Source organism: Leucogemmata humicola (genome assembly GCF_055379415.1).
Window position 1 is genome coordinate 110,574 of record NZ_AP040875.1, and the last position, 23,931, is coordinate 134,504.

Below are 23,931 nucleotides of genomic sequence, written 5' to 3' on the forward strand. Positions count from 1 at the left end.
GCCTGTGCGCCGGACAATTTCAGAGGTCCGGTTCGCGATCCTCGCGATCGAACCAGCTCCCCACAGGCTCCTCATGAAGCGACTCGTCCTCTCACTCGCGACCGCGGTCGCGTTCGCACCCGCCGGCGCGCAGCAAGCTCAGCGTGCCCTGACCACCGCCGATTACGACAAGGCGGCCAAAATGCTCGCACCGTCGCTCGCCAACCTGGTGGTTGGCGGAAACGTTGCGGCCAACTGGCTGCCCGACGGCCGGATGTGGTACCGCACCGGCTCCGGCAACGCGGAGTTCGTGCTCGTCGATCCGGCGAAGCGCTCACGCGTCGTTTGCGACGCGACCCGCTCCAACTGTCCAGGCGTGCCCTCGGCGGCGGATGCTGATGCCGCCGGTCGTGGTGGTCGCGGCGGCGGTCGCGGCGGCCGAGGTGGCGGCGGTGGACGTGGCGGCGCTGCGGGCAACGCGGTGATGTCGCCCGACGGAACGAAGGCCGCGTTCATTCGCGACTGGAATCTCTGGGTCCGTGATGTCGCGAGTGGCCAGGAACGCCAGCTGACGAAGGACGGCGAAAAGGATTTCGGCTACGCGACAGACAACGCCGGATGGGCGAGCAGTGATCGCGCGATACTGCTGTGGTCGCCAGACTCGAAGAAGATTGCGACCTCGCAACAGGACGAGCGCAAAGTCGGCGACATGTTCCTCGTCGAGACCAAGGTCGGACATCCGACGCTCAAGGCGTGGAAGTATCCGCTGCCGGGTGACTCGGTCGTTGCAATGCTGCAGCGCGTCATCATCGACGTCGACGCCGGCAAAGTGACGCGGCTCCAACTGCCGCCCGAGTTCCATCGGGCGACGATCGGCGACAACATCACGATGGCCGACTACAACTGGAGCCCCGACGGCTCGAAGTTGGCGCTCGTGTCGACGGGTCGCGACCACAAGAACGCGATCTTCCGCGTTGCCGACGCTGCGACTGGCGCGGTGCGCACCGTATTTGAAGAGACCGTGCCGACGCAGTTCGAGTCGCGCACCGGTTGGCGCGTACTCTGGCCGACGAACGAAGTCATCTGGTATTCGCAGCGCGACGATTGGGGTCAGCTCTATCTGTACGACCTCAACTCGGGCAAGGTGAAGCGCCAGATCACGACGGGCGAAGGTCCGGTGACGCAGATCAACCGCATTGATGAGAAGACTCGTACGATCTGGTATGCGGCGAGTGGTCGCGAGAAGGGTCAGGATCCGTACTTCTCGCACTTCTATCGGATCGGTCTCGACGCCGGCGCGCAGGTTTCGCTGACGCCGGACGATGGTGATCACGCAGTGCAGCTGTCGCCCGACGGGAAGTATCTCGTCGACACGTACTCGCGCCCTGACGTCGCGCCGCAGGTCGGACTCCGTGACGCGGACGGCAAGCTCGTCGTTGCGCTCGAGAAGGCCGACATCTCGAAGCTGGTTGCAACTGGCTGGAAACCGCCGATTCCGATCAAGGCCAAGGCGGCCGACGGCAAGACGGATCTCTACGGAATGATGTTCCGTCCGACGAATTTTGATCCGAACAAAAAGTATCCGATCATCAACAACGCGTACCCTGGTCCGCAGAGCGGCAGCGTTGGCGCTCGCTCATTCTCCGCCGCGCGCGGCGACAAGCAGGCGTTGGCCGAGTTGGGCTTCATCGTCGTGTCGATCGATGGTCGCGGCACGCCGGGTCGCTCGAAGTCGTTCCACGACTACTATTACGGAAAGATGGGACGCGACAACACGGTCCCCGACCAAGTTGCCGCGATGAAGGACTTGGCGAAGCAGTACTCGGGCATCGACATCGACAAGGCCGCGATGTGGGGCCACTCGGGCGGCGGATTCATCACCGCTGATGCCATGTTCCGCTTCCCAGACTTCTTCAAGGTCGGCATCGCCGAGTCGGGCAATCACGACCAGCGTCAGTATGAAGATGATTGGGGTGAGCGCTACCAGGGTCTTCTCACGAAGAACGCCGACGGTACCGACAGCTACGACATCGAAGCGAATCAGTCGATGGCTAAGAATCTCAAGGGCCATCTGTTGCTCGCGCACGGCACGATGGACAACAACGTGCCGCCGTACAACACGCTCCTCGTTGCCGACGCGCTGATCAAGGCGAACAAGGATTTCGATCTGCTCATGCTGCCGAATCAGCCGCACGGCTACGGTGACATGTCGAACTACATGATGCGCCGTCGTTGGGACTACTTCGTGAGATACCTGCTCGGCGCCGAGCCGCCGAAGGAATACGAAATCAAGAACACGCCGCCGACGGTTCCGTAACGTTTCTTCGCTTGGCAGCCCAAACACGCCTCACGTGAACCTGTAAATCGGTTTGCGTGAGGCGTGTCACAGCTTAGTGCCCCGCCGACGGGCAGGTTGAAGGTCGTTGGAAAGACCGCCCATCCTGTCGGAGCTCCACCATCAATCGAATACACGCGCGCGTTTGTTTCGCGCTCTGCTTGGTTCCGTCGCTCGCGGCGAGTCAGGGTATCGCACTCGCGCGAGTCGACGATGTTCGCGGCGTCGAAGCCCAGGGAACGTGCATCGTCTCACGGCACGTGCCCGCCGACCCGCAGTCGTTCTCGCGCATCGGAACGCAAAAAACCGAGCGGCTCTGGCCGCGAGACTCGGCGATTTTCACGAACGATCGCATCGTCGTGATGCGACGCACCGACGTGCGCGTGCGTGTCGACGGAACGATAGGCCGTGGCACCTTCGTGCTCGCACCAGACCTCGGGCGCTGCCCGGGCTCCGATGTCGGTCGCCACATTGCGAGCCGCGTTCCTGCGGCAGGCAACGGATCGTACGAGTTCAAGAAGGACACAGTCGGTCGCGGAGCCAACGCACCCGAGCGCTTCATTCTCGTCGTGAAGAATGGTGCGGCGATCGTGCAGTGGCGTTCTGGCCAGTTGCAGGTTCGTGCGCTCGACGAACAGATCAGCAACGTGGGCAGCGCGTTCACGGTGCTCGTTGACTCAGTCGCGCGCAGAGGAATTGTCACCGTTCAAGACGGTCTCGTGACGCTGCGATCGGGAACGGTCGCTGCTGGCCAATCATTCACGTTTGGTCCGGGACAGCCGCTGCAACCTGTGGTCGTACAAACCGCGGGGCTCGACGAGATCCACTTCCACTCGAATGATGTGTGGAAGAATCCTTTCAAGGTTTCGTCGATTCCGCATCCGCCGATTCCGCATCCGTCGTTCGCCACGGTGCGTGCACTTCCGTGGAAGAAGATCACGATCGGAACGGTTGGTATTGGTGCAGCGAGCTATGCGACGTACAAGTTCTGGCCGCGCAAAGGCCCGCCGCCGCCACCGCCGGTGAAGGCCGTCGTCGTCGTGACGTTGCCACTATGACGACCACACGTATTACTCGACTGCTCGGCGCGCTCGCGCTCGCCGCGTGTTCGTCGACCGAGAACGGCGGCGTCCAGCCAAGCGTGCGGCCAACACTCCTGCTCGCGAATGAATCGCGGTCCGTATCGTCGATTCCCTCGGGGCCGTGGGTCTCGATTCTTGACAGCATCGACCTCAAAATCACCGCCGAAAATGGCGATCGGATTCCGATTGGTCGTCATCTCTCGCGGTACAACACGACCGCAACGCTCCAGCTGGCGTTCCCGCCCGGCAACACGACGTTCGCCGCCGAAGTGCTCAGCAATACGCGCGTCAGCGTGTTGTCTGGAACGATGACGCAGCTCATCACGTCCGACGTCCTCAGTCTCATCCTCAAAGTCACCGCGACACATCCGATTCTGCTCGTCGCTCCCGATACGGCGAAGACGAACACGATCACGACAACGCAGTTCTCCGTGTACAATGCGGGAATTGGATCGCTCGATTGGAGCATCGCGAGCGTCGATACCGCGTTCACGCGCTGTGGCGCGCAATGCACGATCAGTCCGACGTCAGGCTCGGTGGCCGCCGGTGCAACCGGCACCTTGCGTCTCACGGTACCAACGAATTTCCCGAGTCGTGTGTTCGCGTTCGTGATCAAATCCGCCGAGGGGCCGGTGACTGTGAACTGGCAGTACTCGGCGTCTCCGGTCACCGGTGTGGCGCTGCAGCCGACGGCCAGCCTTCACAACTTGGGTCAGGCGTTCACGCTCACGCCGACGATTCAGCCGGCCGGAACGAGTTCGTCGACAGTCGGGTGGGTTTCGTCGAACGCCGCAGTCGCGACCGTGAGCAATGCGGGCGTCGTGACTGGTGTGTCGCGCGGTTTTGCCACGGTTACGGCAACGTCGACCGCTGATACATCCAAACGCGCGACTGCTGACGTTCGAGTGTACGACTCGACCTCGACGAACGCGTCGTGGGCGCTCGTGCAATCGGCCGTGCCCGACACGATTCGTCGCGATGACACGTCGCAAGGTTCGAGGTCGACGTTGGTGCTCACGGCGCAAGCATTGGGCACACTCGCGGCCGGTGGATCGCCGTTTACCGCAGTGGAGTTCTGGGTGCGTGCTGGATCGATCGGGCCGTGGCGCCGCGTCGGGCAAGCAACCGCCGGAACTCAGTCGACCGATCAGGCCGGAGGTGCCGTATGGTCTTGGTCCTACTCGTGGAATCCTGACGCAACCGACGCACCGTTCATCAACCCGTCCACGACCGGCATGAGCGTTCTCGCACTCGGTATTGCGCCATCTGGACAGACGATGGCAACGCCGGTGAATCACGACGTATTCGTGCGAGTGCCGTAGTCCGTAGCTCATAACCGCGGCGCTCGATAATCGGGCGCTCGCGGGCCGAGGCGGGCGCCGGTAACTTCCGCGCATGTCTGCCTCGAAGCTGAACGTCGGCCAGCGCGCCGAACGGAGTTTGACGCTCACCGCGGCGCACGTCGCGACGTTTGCCCAGTTGACGGGCGACTACAATCCGCTGCACTTCGACGAAGCTTTCACCGCCGGGACGAAGTTCGGGCGACTCGTCGTACAGGGCGGACTGACGACCGGCTTGCTTCACGCGCTCGTCGCCATGGACATGCCTGGGCCGGGCACGGTTTTTCTCAGTCAGAACTGGAAGTTCACCGCGCCCGTGTACATCGACGACACGATTACTGCAGCGGCAGAGGTGATGAGCGTGCATGCGACGAAGCCGGTGACACAGCTCGCGATTCGCGTGACGCGTCAGACCGGCGAGGTCGTGCTCGAGGGAGAGGCGTGGTGCTACACCTTTTCGTCTGAGCCGATAGCGACTTGACGACAGTCGCCCGCCGGCGAGGCTGAATTAGACAATGCTCGGCCTCGGATACTTCCGCCGGTGGGCCCATGACGCGCGTGCCGCATCCGCGGTGGCACACGTTCGTCCCGCATACGCCGCTGGCTTTCGCGCCGCGATCGCGACGATCACGCCGTTGATTTTTGCCGCGTGGATTCCTGGCGGCGGCGCGTCGTGGGTGAGTCTCGCCGGTTTCAATGGCGCGTTGCTCGATCGCGTTGGCCCGTATCGAACGCGCACGCGGATGATGGTCGCGCTTGCATTCTCCGGCGCGATCGCCGCAGGGGTCGGGTCACTCGTGTCGGGGCACATCGTACTCAGCGTGATCGCCACGTTCATCATCGCGATGCTGTGCGGTCTGGCCCGGGCGTGGACGGATGTTGGACCCGGCTTTGGCGTGACGATTCTCGTGACGTTCGCGGTCGCCATCGCCGTCCCCGTGACGAGTGTGGAAGCAGCGCTGCTTCGATCGGCGTACGTAGTCGCGGGCGGATTGTGGGCGATGCTCCTCGCGATTCTGCTCTGGCCCATCCGACCATATCGGCCGCTCCGACTCCACGTGGCGGAGTGCTATCGGGCCATTGCGCGCTATCTCGAAGCGGCCATCGAGCTTCTCGAGCGCGATGGCTCAATCGACACCTGGAAGCTCAAGTCGCACATTGTTGCGGTCCGTGCGGCCATCGATGCGGCACGAACGTCGCTGGCGATCACCCGTCGGCCCCGCTCGGGAGAAACCGCTCGCGGCGAGCGTCTGCTCGTGCTACACGAAGTCGCCGATCAGCTGTTCGCACACGTGAACGCACTGCTCGATGAAGCCGACTCGGTGCTTCGTGGTCCGTCGCCGTCGGACGCCACAAAGCGCGCTGTCGATCAAGTGCTGACTGACATCGCGCGGACGTCGCGCGCGATTGCCGTCGCCGTACAATCGGAAATCGATGCACCACGTCCAGCGATCGTCGTGAGCGGCGCTACCCTCGTTACTCACGGTGCAGCACTCGCCGAGGTGCTCGATCGCATCGCCGACTATCTGACGTCGGCAGCGGCGCTCGCTGCATCGCTGAATAGCGGCGACGCAGTCGAGGGCGCTGGCGACAACATCGATGTCGCTGAGCCACCGCCGGAGCCGGTGCTGTTCTCGCTCGACGCGGTGCTTCATCCGCCGCGCGCAATCGTGCACCACGCCCTACGCGTCGCGTTTGCGGCCACGGCAGCCGTATTGATCTCGGCAGCGTTGCACCTCAAGCATTCGTCGTGGGTCATTCTCACGGTGATCGTGATTCTCCAACCGTTCAGCGCCACGACGCGCCAGAAGGCGCTGCAGAGAATCTTTGGGACGATCGTCGGCGGAATCGTCGCGGCTGGGTTGAGTGCACAGCTCGCGCATCCCGTCACGACGCTGTTGCTAATCGGCGCATTCACGGCGCTGTGCGTCGCACTTCTGCCGCTCAACTACGGCGCGTACGCAGTGTTCGGCACGCCCGCGTTTGTACTGCTCGCCGAATCTGGATCCCGCGATCCAAACTTGGCGAGCCTGCGCATCGCCAACACGTTGGTTGGTGGCGCGATTGCTTTGATTGCTGCGCGCCTGTTATGGCCTGGCGACGAGCGAGAGCGGTTGCCCGAGTTAGCGGCCGCAGCGCTTCGCGCCAACGATGACTTTCTGCAGCGCGCCATCGGGCTCGTGGCACAAGAGGGGAAAGTTGACGTCGGAGCGTTGCGCGACGCGCGGCGCAACGTCGGAAGTGCGGCACTTGGCGCGGAAGATTCCTTTCAGCGGCTCCTGAGCGATCATCGCGGTGCGCCAGAGGTTCTCGAGCCGATCATGGCATTCCTCGTCTACACCAGGCGCATCGCGGGCTCGACGACGGCACTCGCGGTCGCGGCCAATTCGCCGACGCGGCCGACGGCCGACGAACTCCGACCATTCGCGGAAGCCGCACACGCGATGTTGGTCGACCTCGCCGACGCCGTGCTACACGGTCGACCGCCGGCACCGGCGCCAGCGATCGGTACCGTTCCGCTTCCCGACGCAGCATCAGGCCCGGTGGTTCGACAACGCCTCACTCGGCTCGCGCGTCAACTCAAGCTGCTGCATGACGCCGTTGCGCGATGGATGGTGCCTGGCGAAACGCCGCACGTCGAGTCGGCGACAAAGCAATGACGGAGTTCTTCGTTCCCGGGCGAATCGAATTCCTCGGCAAGCACACCGACTACGCGGGCGGTCGAAGTCTTCTCTGTCCGATCGACCGCGGCGTTCGCATCGCCGCCTCGGCTCGCAACGACAGCGTCGTTCGCATTCGTGACGCGCGACTGAACGAGACGGTCGAGTGCACGTTCGATCCCAACCTCGCTCGCCCTCGCGGGCATTGGGCGAACTATCCGTTCACCGTGGTTCGCCGTCTCGCCCGCGACTTTCCGGATGCGCGAATCGGCGCCGACCTCGTCTTCGAGTCCGATCTTCCTGTCGCAGCTGGCATGAGCAGCTCGAGCGCTCTGGTCGTCGCGGTGTACATGGCAATCGCCGCGGTGAACACGCTCGAGGAGCGCGCGTCGTATCGTGCGAGCATCCAATCTGTTGAAGATCTGGCCGAGTATGTCGGCTGCATCGAGAATGGCGCGACGTTCAAATCGTTTTCGGGCGACGAAGGTGTGGGCACGCTGAACGGCTGCGAGGATCAGACCGCGATGATTTGCGGTCGCGTGGGCCAACTCGTTCAGTACGCGTTCTGCCCTGTGCGCTTTGAAGGATCCTGCGCACTGCCGACCAATCATCGCCTTGTTGTTGCGGCCAGCGGCGTGGTGGCCGACAAGACAGGCAGCGCGTTAGAGAAATACAATGCTGTGTCGCGCCGCGCGCGGGCTACACTCAATGCGTGGCGCGAGGTGACTGGTGGATCCGCGCGCACACTCGCCGACGCTATCGCAGCTGCAGGCGCCGATTCAGCCCGAGCCGCCATCGCGCGATCGAAGGCCGGAGAATTCACGACACGAGAGATGCTCGATCGCTTCGATCACTTTCACCTGGAAAGCAACGTGCTGATTCCTGGGGTCGCCGCGGCGCTGATTGGCAACGACATGTCCGAGGTCGGTGCGCTCGTCGATCGATCGCAGGACGCAGCGGAGCGATTGCTCGGGAATCAGATTCCAGAGATGATCGAGCTGGCGCGCTCGGCGCGCGCGCTCGGTGCAGTAGCAGCGTCCGCGTTTGGCGCCGGCTTCGGCGGAAGCGTCTGGGCGCTAGTTCACGAGTCAGCGACCGAGCCGTTCACTGAACACTGGCGCGCAAACTATCTGAGTCGCTTTCCAAACCACGCGTCGTCGGCACAATTCCTTGTCACGCGCGCTGGGACGCCAGCGAGACGCGTTGGCTGAGCGAACCCGTGTACGTTTAATTCGTACACGCGTCGCGCCGGCCTCCGACAGACATCACCCGTAGCGCGCCGTAATCTGCTCGCCTCCTAGACCGATTTCGCGAGGAGGAACGAGCATGACCGAAGCAACCGCGGCGGCCGCCAGAGAGCCGCGCGCGCCAGACGATGCGCCACTCGGCGCACGACTCCGCTACTTCCTAAGTCCGTTCGACGCGCGTTACGAAGACTTGAAGCGCGGCAATTGGCGCCTGAACGTGATGCGCGACTTTGCTGCCGGTCTCATTGTGGCCGCCGTAGCGATTCCGTTGGCGATGGGTTTCGCGATGGCGTCAGGCCTTCGCCCCGAACAGGGAATCGTGGGCGGCGCAGTGGCGGGCCTCGTCGGCGCGCTATTCGGCGGATCGAAGTATCAGGTGTACGGACCGACGGCCGCGTTCATCCCCGTAATTGGCGCGCTGATGGCCAAATACAACGACCATCGCATTCTGGTGCTCGCGAGTATTCTCGCCGGCGTCGTGCTGATGGTGCTCGGCATCTCACGACTCGGACGCGTCGTAGCAAAGGTGCCACACTCGATCATCGTCGGATTCACGATTGGTATCGCCATAACGATCGCCCTATCACAGATCGGTGAAGTCCTCGGCATCAAGGCGGCGATGGGCTACGCGTTCATCGATAAGGCGAAGACGATCGCCGCCAATCTGTCGCACATCAACGGCTACGCGATCGCGCTCGGACTCGGTACGTTCGCGCTGACGAAAGTTCTACTCCGGGTGTCGGTGTTCATTCCCGCGCCGTTGATCGCGCTCGGTACAACGTCCGTCATTGCCGCGACCGTGTGGGCGGACAAAGGCTTGTCACGCGTGGTCGATAAGTTCGGAAAGATCCCGACGGACTTCTGGGTGTTCACCACTCCAGCGTCCGTTCCGCTCACTCCGACGATGCTCTTCGACCTCGGCTACTTCGTAGCTGCGATCGTGTTCGTGAGCGCGGTCGAGAGTCTGCTCTGTTCGCGCATGGCCGATCGTTTGGCCGAGAACAAGGGAACGCCGTACAACCCGAACAAAGAGCTGTGGGGTCAGGGGCTGGTGCAGATCATCGTGCCGCTGCTCAATGGCTTTCCGCACACGGGAGCGCTGGCACGAACGGCGACCAACATCAAGGTCGGGGCACTCTCGCCGCTCGCAGGGATCTTCAAGTGCGTGCTCAAGCTCGCGCTCGCTTTGTATCTCGCGAAGTATCTCGAGCTCGTACCCATGGCCTGCATTGGCGGTATTCTGCTCTACGTGGCCACCGTCATGGTGAAGCCGGCCGAAGTACGCGAAGTGCTGGCCCAGAACAAGTTGCAGATCGTGCTCATGGCTTATACGGCCGTCATGGTCGTGCTCACCGACTTCCTGACGGGCGTGCTGACCGCCCTCCTGCTCTGGGCGATTGGCTCCCGACTGTGGAACCGTGGCACGACAGCGCTGTACGCCAATATCGTACACACGTCGCGCCCGGCTCCGACAGACACGTCGAGAGCCGAGTCCTAGCCTTCCGATCGTGAACCATCAACGACGAAACGGGGGGACAGAAGCGACATGAACATTCAACGACTGCTCGACGGGAATCGCGCTTGGGCGCGCGAACGACTACAGCGTGACCCGGAATACTTTCGCCGGCGCGCCGAACGACACGCGCCGAGTTGTCTGTTCATCGGTTGCTCGGACGCACGCGTTCCGGTCGATCTGATCACACAGCCAGACGTCGGCGAGATCTTCGTCCACCGCAACATCGCGAACCAGGTGGTGGCAACAGACAACAACTTGCAAGCGGTGTTGCAGTACGCCGTGGAAGTATTGGGTGTTGCGAGCATCGTGGTGTGCGGACACGATGACTGTGGCGGCGTGAAGGCAGCGCTGGGGCCGCAGGCGCCGACGCACGTAGACCACTGGATTGCGCACGTGCGCAACGTCGCACGCTTGCACGCCGACGAATTGAGAACGTTCGACGATTTGCATTCACGCTGTCGAAGGTTGGTCGAGCTGAACGTTGCTGAGCAGGTCTACAACTTGAGCCGTGTCCCGGTCGTGCAGTCAGCGCGCGACGCGGGACGGCCGCTGGAGTTATACGGATGGGTGTACGGACTGCACGACGGACTGCTGCGGGATCTGGAAGTCAGCGAGCGTTTGCGGAAGAGCGCGTGACGTCGGTCGCTGTTCCCGTTCCCGAACTGACGCGAGGCGTGAATCGCGCGAAAGCGTGGACACGACCGGCGTGGATGCGACAGCTCGCATCCACGCCGCTCCTCGCCAAGCTCGTGATCGCCGATGTGACGATCAATATCGCGGCGTTGTGGGTCGTGGGCCGTTCGCCGCCGGATGCGAACGTCGAGATCATCTTCACGTCGCTGCTCGTTACGCTCGCCCTCAACGCGGGGCTCGTCTACTGGGCGCTGCTGCCGCTGCGCGCGCTCGAGGCGACCACGATACGTGTGTCGCGCGGTGATCTCGGGGCGCGCTTCACGGCGCCCACGCTCGCCGACCGCAACATTGCACGCATCGGCCTCACTTTGAACGAGTTGCTGGACCATCTCACTGCCGATCGCGCGCACGCTCGACAGCTCGCGGCACAGGTGATCAACGCCGGTGACGCCGAGCGAGCGCGAATTGCGCGTGAGCTGCATGACTCCACTGCGCAGTCGTTGAGCGCGTTGGAAATGATGCTCACCGCAGCGCTCAACGAGCCGGCCGGTGCTTCGCGGTCGAGACTGCACACGATGCACGACATCACCAAACAGGCGTTGGCCGAAGTGCGCACGCTGTCGCACACCATGCATCCGCGTGTGCTCGAAGATCTCGGACTCGTCGCGGCGATCGAGCACCTCGCTCGGCGCACGCGCGAGCAGGCGGGGGTGCGCGTCTGGGTGACGTCGACCGAGAAGACACCGGTCCCGCGCGCCGCGGCGAGCGTGTTGTATCGCGTCGCGCAGGAGGCAATCGGCAACGCCGTACGTCACGCGCGATCGTCAGATCTGCATGTCGCGCTCGACGCCAACGAGAACGAAGTCACGTTGCATGTTCGCGACAATGGCTCGGGCTTCGATGTTGCGGCTGCCGAGTCGTCGATTCGCGGACTGGGACTCTTCTCGATGCGGGAACGACTCGGCCTCGTGGACGGAAGCCTGTCGATCACGAGCTCGATCGGCATTGGTACGACTGTGCACGCGGTCGTGCCGCTGCGCGCGCGCCTTACCCCTCAGGATGGAGCATCGGAATGACCGTGGCAGTCGCAACCCCGATTCGAGTGTTGCTTGTCGACGACCACGCTGTGGTGCGCCTTGGCTTGCGAACGCTACTCACGTCGCATGCCGATATGCAGGTCGTTGGTGAGGCAAGCGACGGTCAGGAAGCGCTCGATTTCTGCGCGAAGGATGAACCGGATGTCGTGGTGCTCGATCTCTCAATGACCGGCATGGATGGGCTCACGGCAACGAAGGAGATCGCGCGTCGCCATCCATCGATTCGCGTGCTCGTGCTGACGATGCACGACGAAGAGGATTATCTAATTCCGTTACTCGAGGCCGGCGCCGCCGGCTACATGGTGAAAGACTCGGCGAGCTCGGAGCTCATCGAGGCGATTCGCGCCGCGGCGTCAGGACGTGTGTTTGTGCGCGCGGCTGCGGCGGAGGTGCTCGCTGCGGGATGGACGCGCCGAGCGGCGCAGGATCCGGCGCGTGCGGCGTATGCGACGCTCAGCGATCGGGAGCGCGAAGTGTTTCGGCTGATGGCGCAGGGCTTCACGAGCACCGAGATCGGAGAGCGTCTCTTCATCAGTGCAAAGACCGTCGATACATACCGCCGGCGGATCAACGAGAAGATGGGATTCGCGGCGCGGTCGGACTACATCCGGCTTGCGCTCGACCTCGGACTGCTGGTCAACAATTCAAACCCGGAATGACAATGTTTCGTATACGTCGTCTCACCGCGGCTGCCGCGGTGATGCTCGCCGGAGGTTCGCACGCCCTGTTGGCGTGCGCTAGGCCAGCGGTCGAATCCGCGCCCGATCCGCGAGCGTGGGCGCCGATCGCTTGCGCGAGCTGCGTCAAAGCAGGAGTAACCGTAGAAGTCCGTCGGTCCGTCGACGAAGAGGGGCGTGCGGGACGATATGTCTTCGCGCGGGTCTCGAATCAGAATGCGCACGCCGTAGTGTTCGACTTCAACCTGCTCTCACACCGAGCGGCCATGGGCGATCCGGACTTTCTCATTCCGGGATGGCGCCTGACGCTATCTGCCGCCGGCGACGCATCGGCGGCAGCGACAGTCGTCGTCGACCGCACCGATTTCGCCACTGCGGCAGTCTCCGCCGTCGAGCGCTTTTGAACACAGGCCGCGAGGTTGGCGAAAGCGTAGCTCAACCTCGCGGTTCTTCGCGCTAAGGTCTGACTGGCTGCTTTCCGGCGAGCGTTGGCGGTGCAACCGCAGCCTTCACCTGTCGCGACCAGGGCTTCTTCGCGACCCGCTGATAGGCGCCTGGAATACCTGCGTTCACCAGGTAGTTGAGCTCCACGATCGCTTTCTGACCGTCCTCGATTCCGTAGCCAAGTGCTCTGCGCTGGTCCGCCGTTGGCAGTCCGCTCCAGGCTTCGATCGGCGCTCGCTGTGCATTCACGGCGGTGAATGCACGATCGACATCGGCCGATAGGCGTGCGATCCGCGCGTTGAGCGAATCCGCTTGGGCACGTGCGTCGCTCGCGCCGCCCGCAATGAGGTCGGCAACGATGGAGTCATGTTGAGCGATCAGAGTGCGAGCCGAGACACGTGCCTCGCCGAGCGCTCTGGTCCATTCATAAATTCTCATCAGTACGGCCTGACGCGCTGCACGATCGGCGGGGCTGAACTTCGGCAGTGGGTCGCCGTCGATCACCACGGTGCCGGTGAGTGGCTTTGTTATGCCCGGGACAGTCACGCGGACCGAGTACGTTCCCGGAAGTACCAGAGGACCGAGTGGTGCGCCTCCACGGCCGCCGCCTTCGCCACCTGCCGGGAATCCAACAGGCGTCGCGGCGGGCGGACCACCGCGTCCGCCGCCGCCGCGTCCACCGGCCGATGGCAAGCTCGCCGAATCAACCGGTGGCGCGTAGCGAAGATCCCAAACCACGCGATTCACTCCCTTTGCTCCAGGGCCCTTGAGTGTTCTGATAACCTTGCCAGATTGGTCCGCGATGCTGATCGTCGTTTGTCCGGCTGTTACGTCGCGAAGGTTGTACGTGATCGCAGCGTTCCAATCGGGATTCGGCGCGAAAAACTCGCCATGCCCGTACCAGGCCTGCGGCGTGAAGGTGCTCATCAATCGCGCACGCCCGATCGGAAGGAGCACGGCGTCGGTGGCCAGCGACGCGGGCGTCAGCGCCTCGAGCGGGCCGACGTCATCCAATACCCAGATGCCGCGCCCATGCGTGCCGACAACGAGAGCGTTGTCACGCTCCTGAAACACGGCATCGTCGACGGGCGTGGTCGGCATGTTCGTGGCGAGCGATGTCCACGTGGCGCCGCCGTCATTCGAGTAGTGCACGCCGCGTTCGTGAGCCAAAACAAGAAGGTGCGGGTTCGTTGGGTGTTCGCGAATTCTGTTGATCGACGTTTCGGGCAGTCCTGATGCAATTGAGCGCCAGGTTGCGCCGAAGTCTTCGCTCACGAAGACGTAGGGCTTGTAGTCATCAGAGTAGTGTCCGTCGAACGTCACGTACACACGACCCGCTTTGTACTTCGATGGCAAAACGGTGCTGACGTACGTCTGCGATGGCACACCGGGAATCTTGCTCGTGATGTTGGTCCAGCTCTTTCCGCCGTCCTTGGTGAGTTGTACCTGGCCGTCGTCGGTTCCCGTATAGATGACCATCGCGTTCACCGCCGATTCGCCGATCGACGTGAGCGCGCCGTAGTTCGATTGTCCGTCGTGGCGCGACAGCGCATCGGGTCCGACGACGCTGCCCATCATCTTCAACGTGTCGCGATCGATATCGAGCGAGAGATCGCCGCTGATTTTCTGCCAGCTCGATCCGCGATCGGTGCTCTTGAAGAGAAACTGCGCGCCCATGTACCACGTCTTTGCGTCGTGGTGTGAGACAATGAACGGCGTATTCCAATTCCAGCGGTAAGCGCCGGCGCGACCACCGCCCGCTGGAGCCGCTTCGCCACCCTCGCCCCCAGCCAGAACGACGTTGCCGCCACGCCCTCCGCGTCCACCTGCCGCGGCCGGAGCCGGACGATCGCCCGTTCCTGGTCGAACGCCCTGTCGCTCCAACGTCTCGATGTTCACCCACGCGGCGTTGCCGTTCTGCGACGATTGCAGAACCATCGACGGATTCGCGGGATCGAAAACGGCGTGGAAACCATCGCCGCCGCCGATGTTCCACCCATCACGATCGGCGATGCCATTCCGATTTCGTACCGCGCTCGGCACGCACCACACACCGTTGTCCTGAAGCCCACCGCAGATGCGGAATGGCACGCTGTTGTCGACGTCCACCTCGTAGAACTGGCCAAGCGGCATGTTCCGTCGGAAGTCCCAGGTTTTACCGCGATCCCACGAGATCGACACTCCGCCGTCGCCACCGATCACCAGATGATTGCCGTTGTCCGGATCGAGCCAGAGCGCGTGATCCTCGCCATGGACGTTGCTGAACAGCTCGATGAACGTCTTGCCGCTGTCGTTAGAGATATAGAAACCACGATTCGAGCCGAGTGTGTAGATGTGGCTCACGTCGCGCGGGTCGATGCGGATCTGCGAGAAGTAGTTGGGCCGTGTGTTGAGCGACGACGTCTTTGTCCACGTCGTGCCGCCGTCGAGCGTGCGATAGATCCCAGCATTCGGTGCGCGCGCTTCGATCGTCGCGTAGACCACTTTCGGATCGCTTGCCGACAGCGCGAGCGCGATGCGTCCCTTGTCGCCCGCCGGCAATCCTGCGCTGAGCTTTGTCCACGTCGCGCCGCCGTCGGACGTCTTGTAGATGCCCGAGCCCGGCCCGCCGCCGTTGAAGCCCCAACCGGTGCGCTGTCGCTGATAGGTCGCCGCGTAGAGCACGAGCGGGTTTGCCGGATCGATGACGAGGTCTGTCGCGCCGGTGTTATCGTCGACGAATAGCACCTTCTTCCACGTCCGTCCGCCGTCCGTCGTCTTGAACACGCCACGCTCGGGGTTCGGCCCCCAGAGGTGACCACCGGCGGCGACGTAGACCACGTTCGCGTCGATCGGGTCGATGACGACGCGTCCAACGGACCGCGTCTCCTTGAGTCCCATATTCGCCCACGTCTTTCCGCCATCCGTTGACTTATAGACGCCGTCTCCCCAACTCGAGCTTTGGCGCGTATTTGCCTCGCCCGTCCCGACCCACACGGTGAGTGGGGCCGACGGTGCCACAGCCACGGCCCCGATCGACATCATCGCGTCGACGCCATCGAATACAGGCGACCACGACACGCCATTGTTCGCGCTCTTCCAGAGTCCGCCGCTCGCGGCCGCGACGTAAAGAGCGTCAGCCTCGCCTCGGACTCGTGCCACGGCGATATCGTCGACACGGCCGCTGGTGTTTACCGGGCCGATCGATCGCCATTTGACAAATGACACCGGCGACTGTGCGGCAACGTATGATGGGGAAAGGACGGCAAGCGCCAGCGTGAACGATTGAACGCGGCGAGAAACTGGGCGAAACACGGCTGCTCCTTGGACGGGTAACAGCGAGAACTTACCGCTCAGCGGGGCGAGGCGCCCGCCTTCCGCGACGCGGCATTCGGTGCGAACATCCGCATCCAGGGGGGAGCGTATGAAGAAAGAAGATGCCGTCGAGAGCCTCGAACGGGCTGGCAACACGATCAATGACCTGTACACGCGCGCGTGGGGCACGGCGCTCTACCCAACCCAGAACGGTTGGGGACCGGCCATCGCCTGCGTCGCGGCCATTCCAGTGCTGAGCCTGGCATCGCTTGGCCACACGATCGGCACGGCCGTCGTGAATCAGTTGCCGCCTGAGCTGTTCGACAAGCTACCCGATACGGGGAAGAAGCCCGGCGAGCCGTAACAGACTCCAATCAGCCTTGCGACTCCGGTTGACCCGGCCTGCGTGAGGGGTATTCTATCCGAGGGGGCCAGACGAGCAGGCTTCGTCCCCCTCGCGGTGCCCTTCCTACCTACGCGGCAAAACGGCCCACCAACGGAGCAACGTCATGGCTCGCAAGGACCTTTCCCGACGCGATTTTGTCGCTGACGCCGGCAAACTTGCCCTTGGCGCTGCGGTCGCGCCGGGCTTTCCGACGATCGTTCCGCGTCACGTGCTTGGTGGGCCAGGATATCGCGCGCCGAGCGACGTCGTGAACTTCGCGGTCGTCGGGTTTGGCGGCATGGGTTCCGGCAACGCGCAGGAACTGTCGAAGACCGAACAGCTCGTCGCCGTGTGCGACGTCGACCAGCCATTTGCACAGAGCAACGTCGACGGCAAGCTGCGTCCAAACCGCGACGGTGTGGTGAATCCCGCGGCGATCAAGCTCAAAGAGCAGTTCGACCGCGCGCCGAAGTTCACCGACTTCCGCGAAATGCTGTCCAAGCAGAAGGACATCGACGCAGTCATCGTTGCGACGCCCGATCACAACCACGCTGTCGTAGCCAAAGCCGCGATGGACCTCGGCAAGCACGTCTACGTGCAAAAGCCGCTGACGTGGTCAGTGCACGAGGCGCGGATCCTTCGCGAGACCGCGATGAAGAACCCCAAGCTCATCACGCAGATGGGCAATCAGGGTCACTCGAGCGAAGGCGCGCGACAGATCAATGAGTGGATTCAGGCCGGCGTGATTGGACCGGTGCGTCAGGTGCACGTGTGGACCAACCGCCCGCTGGGATACTGGCCGCAAGGCATTCCGCGTCCGCTGCCGGGCGCTGCGCAGCAGCAGGGAGCGACGTCGTTCGGCACGTCGTGGAATCAGGGTCGCGTCAATCGTACGCTCGCGGAGGGAATGGGTTCAGTGCCGCTCCCGGCGGGTTTGCGATGGGACATGTATCTCGGACCGGTCTCCGAAGACATCGTTTATCACCCGATCTATCACCCGTTCAACTGGCGCGGTTGGATCGAATTTGGCGCCGGCGCACTAGGCGACATGGGCGCGCACCTGATCGACCATCCGTTCTGGGCGTTGGGACTCACGCATCCCACAAGCATCGAAGCGACGTCTACGCCGTGGGGCAGCACGCCGATTCCTGCCGATCCGAATGCGCCCGCAGGATCGCCGGCGTCGCGCAATCGCAGCAAGCCGGTGTCCTTCCCGATGGCGACGACCGTGCATTACGAGTTCGGCGCGCGCGGCTCGATGCCGCCGGTGAAGCTGTCGTGGACCGACGGCGGTCTGTATCCGCCGCGTCCTGACGTGTTGCCCGACGACGTCGTGCTCGAAGCAGAAGGCGGCGTGATCTTCGTGGGCGAGAAGGGAATTCTCATCAACGACACGTATGGTGCGAAGCCGCGCTGCTATCCACAGGGTCTCATGGAAGATGCGGCGCGTGTGCCAAAGTCGATGCCGCGTATCACGTGGAGCCACGAGCTGAATTTCGCGAAGTCGATTCGCGGAGAAGCCAAGGCGAGCTCGCCGTTCGAATACTCGGCGCAGCTGACCGAGACGATGTTGCTCGGCGTCGCAGCGCTGCGCGCCGGCCAGGGCAAGAAGCTCGTCTACGACGCGCAGAAGATGGAGTTCAGCAACGCGCCGGACGCGAACCAATATCTCACGCGCGAGTATCGCGCAGGATGGGCGATTTGACGATGAAGATCACGGCGTCGCTCGCGGCTGTACTTATGGCTGCGAGCGCGTGTCACCGAAACGCGGTCGTCATGCAATCAGGATCAGTCGCCGGTGCGGCGAATGGCCAACAGGCCTGGCGCTCGCTGTCTGATGCAAGCGCATGGCGCGGCTACAAGACCGAGACGATTCCGGCGGCGTGGACGTTCACCGACGGCGTGTTGAGCAAGACGCGTCCGGTCGCCGACATCGTATCGAAGAACGAGTATGCCAACTTCGAGCTCGAGCTCGAGTGGAAAATCGGCGACGCCGGCAACAGCGGAATCTTCTATCGCGGTACGGAGGAGTACGACCACATCTATTGGAGTGGTCCAGAGTACCAGCTGCTCGACAACATCAAAGCGGACGACAACAAGACGCCGCTCACGCGTGCTGGTGCAGCGTACGGTCTCTATCCGGCGCCGGACGGCCACGTGAAGCCGATTGGCGAGTGGAACCAGACGCGCATCATCGTGAACGGCAATCACGTCGAGCATTGGCTGAACGGCTTCAAGCTCGTTGAGTACGATCTCCAAAGCGCTGATTGGAAAACGAAGGTTGCGGCCAGCAAGTTCGGGAAGTGGCCGAATTATGGTCTCGCGAAGAAGGGGCACATCGCGTTGCAGGGTGACCACAACGGCGCCCTCGCGTTCCGCAACATCCGTATTCGGGAGCTGCCATGAACGCTCGCGCCAAGCTGTCGACCATGATGTTCCTCCAGTACTTCATCTGGGGCGTCTGGTTCGTGACGATGGGTACGTATCTCGGTCAAACGCTGCACTTCACCGATACGCAAATCGGAGCGGCGTACGGGGCGACGGCAATCGCTGCGCTCGTGTCGCCGTTCTTCATCGGCATCGTCGCCGATCGATTCTTCGCGAGCGAAAAATTGCTTGCGGTGCTGCATCTCGTCGGCGGCGTGTTGATGTGGGCAGTGTCGATGCAGACGACATTCGCGACGTTCTACCCGCTGCTGATTCTGTACGCGCTGTGCTACATGCCGACGTTGTCGCTCACGAACTCGGTGTCGTTCACGCACGTGAGTGATTCGGCGCGCGACTTCCCGGTCATTCGTGTGCTCGGAACGATCGGCTGGATCGTGGCGGGTGTCATCGTTGGTAAGGTTCTCCATGCCGACGCGCTCGTGTTGCCGATGCAGATTGCCGCAGGCGCGTCGATCGTGATGGCAGTGTATTCGTTGACACTACCCCACACACCGCCGCGCGCCGCTGGCGCCGCGTTCAGTGTGCGCGACGCACTTGGCCTCGATGCGCTTCAACTCTTGAAGAGCTCCGACTTCCTGATCTTCGTCGTCGGATCGTTTCTCCTCTGCATTCCGCTGCAGTTCTACTACTCGTTCGCCAATCCCTTCCTGAACGAGATCAAGGTTCCAGAGCCAGCGTTCATCCAGACCTTCGGACAGATGTCCGAGGTCGGCTTCATGCTGTTGTTGCCGTTCGTGCTGCGCCGCTTTGGCATCAAGATCATCATGCTCGGCGGCATGCTTGCGTGGTCGCTGCGATATCTCGCGTTTGCCAACGGGAACGCTGGTAGCGGCATGTGGCTGATCTACACCGGCATTCTGCTTCACGGCGTATGCTACGACTTCTTCTTTGTGGGTGGCCAGATCTACACCGACCAGCGCGCCGGCTTGAAGGTTCGCGCTGCCGCACAAGGATTCATCAACTTCGTCACCAACGGCCTTGGCTACTTCGTGGGCGCCTTTGTGTCCGGCGCAGTCGTCAATCGGTACGCGACACCGAATTCAGCATGCACCAATGCGGCCGCGGCTGCTCGTGAGTGTTTGCAGGTAACTCACGACTGGCGGCAGATTTGGATGGTCCCGGCCGCGGGTGCCGCGGTGGTGTTCATCCTCTTTGCACTCGCTTTCCGTCCTGGCCGCACCGCCAGTGACGCGACAGCAACGACAGGCGCCGCAGCAATGGCTTGAATCTTGGCGCCTGCTGGCATCGTAACGGATGCCAGTACATTCTCATTATGAATCTCTACGTCTGGAGTCTGTTGCTCGGCGCCGTTGGTCTTGGCGCGATGGCGCTAATGGGCCTCGACGGTAGTGGCCATCACGCCGGTAGCTCGCATGGCCACGGTCATGGTGGCCACGGCCATTCGCACGGGCACGGGCAAACGCACGGACACTCGCACAGCGGTCACTCGCACAACATCGCGAGCCGTTCGTTCTGGACGATCACGTCACCACGGTATCTGTTCAGTCTCGCGCTCGGCTTCGGCACGGCGGGGGAACTACTACGTCCGGTGCTAGGCGGCGGACCGCTACTGATCGCCGCCGCGGTTGCCGGCGCGATCGTGTTCGAGCGGGCCATTGTCTCTCCGCTTTGGAATCTCGCGATGCGCTTTGCATCGGAACCGGCAACCACGCTCGAGAGTTCGGTGACCGACGAGGCGACGGCGGTGACGTCGTTCGACCAGAACGGACAGGGCATCGTCTCGCTCGAGGTCGACGGACAGATCGTCCAGATTCTCGCCACGCTGCGACCGGACGATCGCGTGCTCCCCACGCGCGTGCGCGTCGGTCAGCGCGTTCGTATTGAAGATGTGAACGTCGCAAAGAACAGTTGTACAGTTTCTCTCATCTGATTCGAACACTCCCTCCCTTCAGGAGCGTTGGTATGTCCGGCATGTTTTCGGGTGGCGTTTTGATTGCCCTCGTCGTTGGCTTTGTTCTCGTCGTTGTTCCAATGATCGTCGCAAGCCTGTTGCGAAACGTCGAAGCAGGCACGATTCGGCTCGTGAGCTGGCTCGCCGGCGGCACCGTGATCTATCGCGGTCCGGGCAAGTCGAAGGAGATCCCGTTGCTCACGACGGGCACGACGATCTCGAGCAAAGTCATCAACATCGACCTCGACATCACCGATCAAACGGCCGACATCGACGACAGCGGCACGCCACGCCCGATCAAGGTGCGCGTGCTCGCCAGCGCCATCGTATCGGTTGGTGATTCCGATGCGTTGATCAAGACGGCGGCGAACCGGTTCTTCTCGAAGAGCGACGCCGATCAATTGAGCACGTTGACCGATCTGCTCTCGAGCTCCGGTCGTCGCGCGATGAACTTGCTCACGCACGATCAGCTGTTCTCCGCCAAGGCCACGCCGAGTGCACGTTTGCTCGCCGCCGGCGCATCGGCCGCGAACCTTCCGGTCCGAGTTGGCGCGGCGCCGGTCGCGCTCACGCCCGCTGAAGCAACCGCCCTCGAAGATGAAGACGATCCGCTCGCAGTGATCATCCGCAAAGCTTGCTCACGTGAGCTGACGGACCTCGGATTGATCTTCAATTCGCTCAACATCAAGGTCGTGCAGTCGGAAGTCGCCGAAGCCCGTCGTCGTCAGTCTGCCGCAGAAGCGCAGGCGAACGCCGACATCGTATCGGCGAATCAGTCGCGTCGCGCCAAGGAAGCGCAGCTCGAAGCTGAACGCGCTATTTCAGACAAGCAGCGAGAGCTCGAACAGACTCGCGCGTCGAACGCCGCGCTCGTCGCGCAGGCCGAGGCGAAGCGTCAGGAAGCCACGGGTCTCATGCGCATCGCGGAACTCGATGCGACGCAGATTGCGCAGGCGAAAGCCGACGCCGCGCGCGTCCGTCTCGAAGCCGAAGCGTCTGCCGACGCCGAAGCGATTCGCATTCGCAGAATCGCCGATGCGACCGCCGAGAGCATCCAGAAGGTGAATCAGGCGATCCAGGCCGGTGGCGAGTCGTACTTCCGCTACCGCCAGATCGAAATGCTGCCGCAGATCGCGCCGGCGATTGCCGAAGCACTCGCGCAGTCGAAGCTCGTCACGATCTCGAATGGCGAAACAGGTGCGCCTGAGACGACGACGAACAACATCACGAGCGTCATTCAGACCGTCCTCGCGGCGCAGCTCGTGTCGAAGGGCTTGCTCGACGGCAACGCGCCCGCCGTCTCAGGTGCGCGCGCCGAGCTGCCGTCCACGCTGACGCCGGCGGCGCCGAAGAAATAGGTCACAGGTCTCTGGTCTCAGGTCTCGGGGTTTAACCCAGAGACCTTGGACCAGAGACCTGTGACCTCCTAAGGACCTGTGACCTCCTAGGGTGTCGGGTCGCCCACCTTCGGCAGCACGTACGTCTTCTTGAGCGCCTCGACGTACTCGCCATGCAATCCGCGGATCGTCTCGAACTCGCGTTTCACCACCGCGCGATATTCGGGGCGAGTCGCGAAATCGAAAAGCAGCGCAGACATCGCCTGTGCGTCGACGAGGAAACCAGAGTGGCCGACAGCCGTGAGCGCGTCCTGCTCCATCTCGTAGGTGTGATTCGGTGAGTTCGACGTCTTTGCGCTGAAGCCGATTCCTGGAATTGCACTCGAGACGCTGCCCGTCTCCTCGTATCCCTGCGGCTTGCCAGGTTCAGCAACCGCACCAACGCCGCCGAACTTCTTCATGTAGGCAAAGGCCACTTCATTCAGCGATCCCACGCCGATGCCATCGCGGTCGGCGCCGTAGTGATCGATCTTCACCTTGGTGCCCGTCGCGAGTGCCGCTGCGCGGGCTGCGTCATCGACCATCTGCGACACCTGCTTCAGATACACTTCGTCAGGATAGCGGATGTAAAAGTCGGCCTGCGTGCGATCGGGCACGACGTTCGGCGCGGCCCCGCCTTCGGTGATCACGCCCTGAATGCGCGCCTCGGGGCGGATGTTGCTGCGCATCGCGTCCACGTTGTTGAAGAGATGGATCACCGCGGTGAGCGCGTTGCGCCCGTTCCACGCCGTGAGCTGATGCGCGGGCGCGCCCGTGAACGTGTACTTCACGCCGTCGATGTTCATACAGCACGTGCCGAACCCGGCTGCTGGGCGCGTCGTTGCGCTCGACGAATGACTGCGCACGAGAACATCCATTCCGTCGAACACTTTCGACTCGTGCATCACGGTCTTGGCATTCGGCGGCATCATCTCCTCGCCCGGCGCGCCAAACACCGTGACGGTCCCCGGCGTCTTCGTCTTCGCGAGATACTCGGCTATTGCAACCGCTGCGGCGATTCCGATCGGTCCCTGCGTGCTATGCTGGTCGCCGTGGAACGCGCCCTTGGTCCCACGCAACGCATCGTATTCCACGATGATGCCCAGATTGGGCGCACCGCTGCTCTTTGTATATCGAGCGACGAACGCGGTCGACAGACCGGGCGTCCCCATTTGCACGGTGAAGTCGTGTTTCTTGAGGTACTCGACGAGAAGCTGCACTGATCGCTTCTCTTCGAAACCAATCTCTGGATGCTTGGTGATGTCGTCGCCAATCGCGAGGAGCTCGGTGTCCATCAGCTCCTTGGCGCGCGCCGCCACCTGATCGCGCGCCGCATTCGGAGCAGTGAGCTTGGCAACGAGCGCCGGAAGGTCGAGCGACTTTTGGAGTGAATCGAGTCGGCGGACGACGTCACGCGCCGATTCACGTTCAGTCGGCGTTTCCTGGGCCGCGAGCACGAATGGCACGACGAGCGGAAGAATGCAAAGAGCGCGCATGATGACGTTT

General features: G+C 62.8%; 19 protein-coding genes. 17 read left to right on the plus strand and 2 right to left on the minus strand.

What is annotated here, in order from left to right:
- Nucleotides 1-73: 73 nt before the first annotated feature.
- The 11 genes from AC6H4Z_RS00525 to AC6H4Z_RS00575 all read left to right on the plus strand — a co-directional run bounded on the left by AC6H4Z_RS00525 (nucleotide 74) and on the right by AC6H4Z_RS00575 (nucleotide 12,970).
- Entirely contained in the window at nucleotides 74-2,296 is a 2,223-nt protein-coding gene (locus tag AC6H4Z_RS00525) for a S9 family peptidase (RefSeq protein ID WP_497544771.1), read from the plus strand.
- 179 nt (nucleotides 2,297-2,475) lie between these two features.
- Nucleotides 2,476-3,372 carry a hypothetical protein gene (locus AC6H4Z_RS00530; RefSeq protein ID WP_497544772.1) on the plus strand — a complete coding sequence of 299 codons (897 nt, stop codon included), beginning with the start codon at nucleotides 2,476-2,478 and terminating at the stop codon, nucleotides 3,370-3,372.
- On the plus strand, nucleotides 3,369-4,718 hold the full coding sequence (locus AC6H4Z_RS00535; RefSeq protein WP_497544773.1) for an Ig-like domain-containing protein: 1,350 nt from the start codon (nucleotides 3,369-3,371) through the stop codon (nucleotides 4,716-4,718). Before AC6H4Z_RS00530 ends, AC6H4Z_RS00535 begins: the two co-directional genes overlap by 4 nt.
- 73 nt (nucleotides 4,719-4,791) lie before the next feature.
- A complete protein-coding gene (locus AC6H4Z_RS00540; protein WP_497544774.1) occupies nucleotides 4,792-5,217 on the plus strand; it encodes a MaoC family dehydratase in 426 nt (141 codons plus the stop codon).
- Nucleotides 5,218-5,251: 34 nt separating this feature from the next.
- Nucleotides 5,252-7,396, plus strand: a complete 2,145-nt coding sequence (locus AC6H4Z_RS00545; RefSeq protein WP_497544775.1) for an FUSC family protein — start codon at nucleotides 5,252-5,254, stop codon at nucleotides 7,394-7,396.
- The gene (locus AC6H4Z_RS00550; RefSeq protein WP_497544776.1) at nucleotides 7,393-8,607 is read left to right on the plus strand and encodes a GHMP family kinase ATP-binding protein; all 1,215 of its coding nucleotides are present in this window, start codon (nucleotides 7,393-7,395) and stop codon (nucleotides 8,605-8,607) included. Before AC6H4Z_RS00545 ends, AC6H4Z_RS00550 begins: the two co-directional genes overlap by 4 nt.
- Before the next feature lie 115 nt (nucleotides 8,608-8,722).
- Nucleotides 8,723-10,141, plus strand: a complete 1,419-nt coding sequence (locus tag AC6H4Z_RS00555) for a SulP family inorganic anion transporter (RefSeq protein ID WP_497544777.1) — start codon at nucleotides 8,723-8,725, stop codon at nucleotides 10,139-10,141.
- A gap of 48 nt (nucleotides 10,142-10,189) precedes the next feature.
- Nucleotides 10,190-10,795: a carbonic anhydrase gene (locus AC6H4Z_RS00560; RefSeq protein WP_497544778.1), complete on the plus strand. Its 606-nt coding sequence runs from the start codon at nucleotides 10,190-10,192 to the stop codon at nucleotides 10,793-10,795.
- Entirely contained in the window at nucleotides 10,792-11,868 is a 1,077-nt protein-coding gene (locus AC6H4Z_RS00565) for a sensor histidine kinase (RefSeq protein WP_497544779.1), read from the plus strand. The genes AC6H4Z_RS00560 and AC6H4Z_RS00565 overlap by 4 nt, the downstream gene beginning before the upstream one ends.
- Nucleotides 11,865-12,548 carry a response regulator gene (locus tag AC6H4Z_RS00570; protein ID WP_497544780.1) on the plus strand — a complete coding sequence of 228 codons (684 nt, stop codon included), beginning with the start codon at nucleotides 11,865-11,867 and terminating at the stop codon, nucleotides 12,546-12,548. Before AC6H4Z_RS00565 ends, AC6H4Z_RS00570 begins: the two co-directional genes overlap by 4 nt.
- A 2-nt stretch (nucleotides 12,549-12,550) precedes the next feature.
- On the plus strand, nucleotides 12,551-12,970 hold the full coding sequence (locus AC6H4Z_RS00575; protein ID WP_497544781.1) for a hypothetical protein: 420 nt from the start codon (nucleotides 12,551-12,553) through the stop codon (nucleotides 12,968-12,970).
- A 52-nt stretch (nucleotides 12,971-13,022) separates the two neighbouring features.
- Here the strand turns inward: AC6H4Z_RS00575 and AC6H4Z_RS00580 are convergent, their stop codons facing one another.
- Nucleotides 13,023-16,304: a WD40/YVTN/BNR-like repeat-containing protein gene (locus AC6H4Z_RS00580; protein WP_497544782.1), complete on the minus strand. Its 3,282-nt coding sequence runs from the start codon at nucleotides 16,302-16,304 to the stop codon at nucleotides 13,023-13,025.
- 109 nt (nucleotides 16,305-16,413) lie between these two features.
- Here AC6H4Z_RS00580 and AC6H4Z_RS00585 point away from each other — a divergent pair, with 109 nt between their 5' ends.
- The 6 genes from AC6H4Z_RS00585 to AC6H4Z_RS00610 all read left to right on the plus strand — a co-directional run bounded on the left by AC6H4Z_RS00585 (nucleotide 16,414) and on the right by AC6H4Z_RS00610 (nucleotide 22,407).
- Nucleotides 16,414-16,668 (plus strand): hypothetical protein, encoded by a 255-nt coding sequence (locus AC6H4Z_RS00585; protein ID WP_497544783.1) that lies wholly within the window; start codon nucleotides 16,414-16,416, stop codon nucleotides 16,666-16,668.
- A gap of 145 nt (nucleotides 16,669-16,813) precedes the next feature.
- Entirely contained in the window at nucleotides 16,814-18,394 is a 1,581-nt protein-coding gene (locus AC6H4Z_RS00590) for a Gfo/Idh/MocA family protein (protein WP_497544784.1), read from the plus strand.
- Nucleotides 18,382-19,095, plus strand: a complete 714-nt coding sequence (locus tag AC6H4Z_RS00595) for a 3-keto-disaccharide hydrolase (RefSeq protein WP_497544785.1) — start codon at nucleotides 18,382-18,384, stop codon at nucleotides 19,093-19,095. The genes AC6H4Z_RS00590 and AC6H4Z_RS00595 overlap by 13 nt, the downstream gene beginning before the upstream one ends.
- Nucleotides 19,092-20,363, plus strand: coding sequence for a nucleoside permease (locus AC6H4Z_RS00600; RefSeq protein ID WP_497544786.1), 1,272 nt, complete (start codon nucleotides 19,092-19,094; stop codon nucleotides 20,361-20,363). Before AC6H4Z_RS00595 ends, AC6H4Z_RS00600 begins: the two co-directional genes overlap by 4 nt.
- 47 nt (nucleotides 20,364-20,410) lie before the next feature.
- A complete protein-coding gene (locus tag AC6H4Z_RS00605) occupies nucleotides 20,411-21,028 on the plus strand; it encodes a hypothetical protein (protein WP_497544787.1) in 618 nt (205 codons plus the stop codon).
- Nucleotides 21,029-21,060: 32 nt separating this feature from the next.
- Entirely contained in the window at nucleotides 21,061-22,407 is a 1,347-nt protein-coding gene (locus AC6H4Z_RS00610) for a flotillin family protein (RefSeq protein ID WP_497544788.1), read from the plus strand.
- An 86-nt stretch (nucleotides 22,408-22,493) separates the two neighbouring features.
- Here AC6H4Z_RS00610 and AC6H4Z_RS00615 read toward each other — a convergent pair whose 3' ends face one another.
- Nucleotides 22,494-23,921 carry a peptidase dimerization domain-containing protein gene (locus tag AC6H4Z_RS00615; RefSeq protein WP_497544789.1) on the minus strand — a complete coding sequence of 476 codons (1,428 nt, stop codon included), beginning with the start codon at nucleotides 23,919-23,921 and terminating at the stop codon, nucleotides 22,494-22,496.
- Between the last annotated feature and the right edge of the window lie 10 nt (nucleotides 23,922-23,931).

What these genes read in the sequence shown, in the direction of transcription:
- AC6H4Z_RS00615 (WP_497544789.1), bottom strand. Translation starts at nt 23,921, where the DNA reads ATGCGCGCTCTTTGCATTCTTCCGCTCGTCGTGCCATTCGTGCTCGCG.
- AC6H4Z_RS00590 (WP_497544784.1), top strand. Translation starts at nt 16,814, where the DNA reads ATGGCTCGCAAGGACCTTTCCCGACGCGATTTTGTCGCTGACGCCGGC.
- AC6H4Z_RS00600 (WP_497544786.1), top strand. Translation starts at nt 19,092, where the DNA reads ATGAACGCTCGCGCCAAGCTGTCGACCATGATGTTCCTCCAGTACTTC.
- AC6H4Z_RS00525 (WP_497544771.1), top strand. Translation starts at nt 74, where the DNA reads ATGAAGCGACTCGTCCTCTCACTCGCGACCGCGGTCGCGTTCGCACCC.
- AC6H4Z_RS00550 (WP_497544776.1), top strand. Translation starts at nt 7,393, where the DNA reads ATGACGGAGTTCTTCGTTCCCGGGCGAATCGAATTCCTCGGCAAGCAC.
- AC6H4Z_RS00560 (WP_497544778.1), top strand. Translation starts at nt 10,190, where the DNA reads ATGAACATTCAACGACTGCTCGACGGGAATCGCGCTTGGGCGCGCGAA.
- AC6H4Z_RS00535 (WP_497544773.1), top strand. Translation starts at nt 3,369, where the DNA reads ATGACGACCACACGTATTACTCGACTGCTCGGCGCGCTCGCGCTCGCC.
- AC6H4Z_RS00545 (WP_497544775.1), top strand. Translation starts at nt 5,252, where the DNA reads ATGCTCGGCCTCGGATACTTCCGCCGGTGGGCCCATGACGCGCGTGCC.
- AC6H4Z_RS00570 (WP_497544780.1), top strand. Translation starts at nt 11,865, where the DNA reads ATGACCGTGGCAGTCGCAACCCCGATTCGAGTGTTGCTTGTCGACGAC.
- AC6H4Z_RS00605 (WP_497544787.1), top strand. Translation starts at nt 20,411, where the DNA reads ATGAATCTCTACGTCTGGAGTCTGTTGCTCGGCGCCGTTGGTCTTGGC.
- AC6H4Z_RS00540 (WP_497544774.1), top strand. Translation starts at nt 4,792, where the DNA reads ATGTCTGCCTCGAAGCTGAACGTCGGCCAGCGCGCCGAACGGAGTTTG.
- AC6H4Z_RS00575 (WP_497544781.1), top strand. Translation starts at nt 12,551, where the DNA reads ATGTTTCGTATACGTCGTCTCACCGCGGCTGCCGCGGTGATGCTCGCC.
- AC6H4Z_RS00595 (WP_497544785.1), top strand. Translation starts at nt 18,382, where the DNA reads ATGGGCGATTTGACGATGAAGATCACGGCGTCGCTCGCGGCTGTACTT.
- AC6H4Z_RS00555 (WP_497544777.1), top strand. Translation starts at nt 8,723, where the DNA reads ATGACCGAAGCAACCGCGGCGGCCGCCAGAGAGCCGCGCGCGCCAGAC.
- AC6H4Z_RS00610 (WP_497544788.1), top strand. Translation starts at nt 21,061, where the DNA reads ATGTCCGGCATGTTTTCGGGTGGCGTTTTGATTGCCCTCGTCGTTGGC.
- AC6H4Z_RS00585 (WP_497544783.1), top strand. Translation starts at nt 16,414, where the DNA reads ATGAAGAAAGAAGATGCCGTCGAGAGCCTCGAACGGGCTGGCAACACG.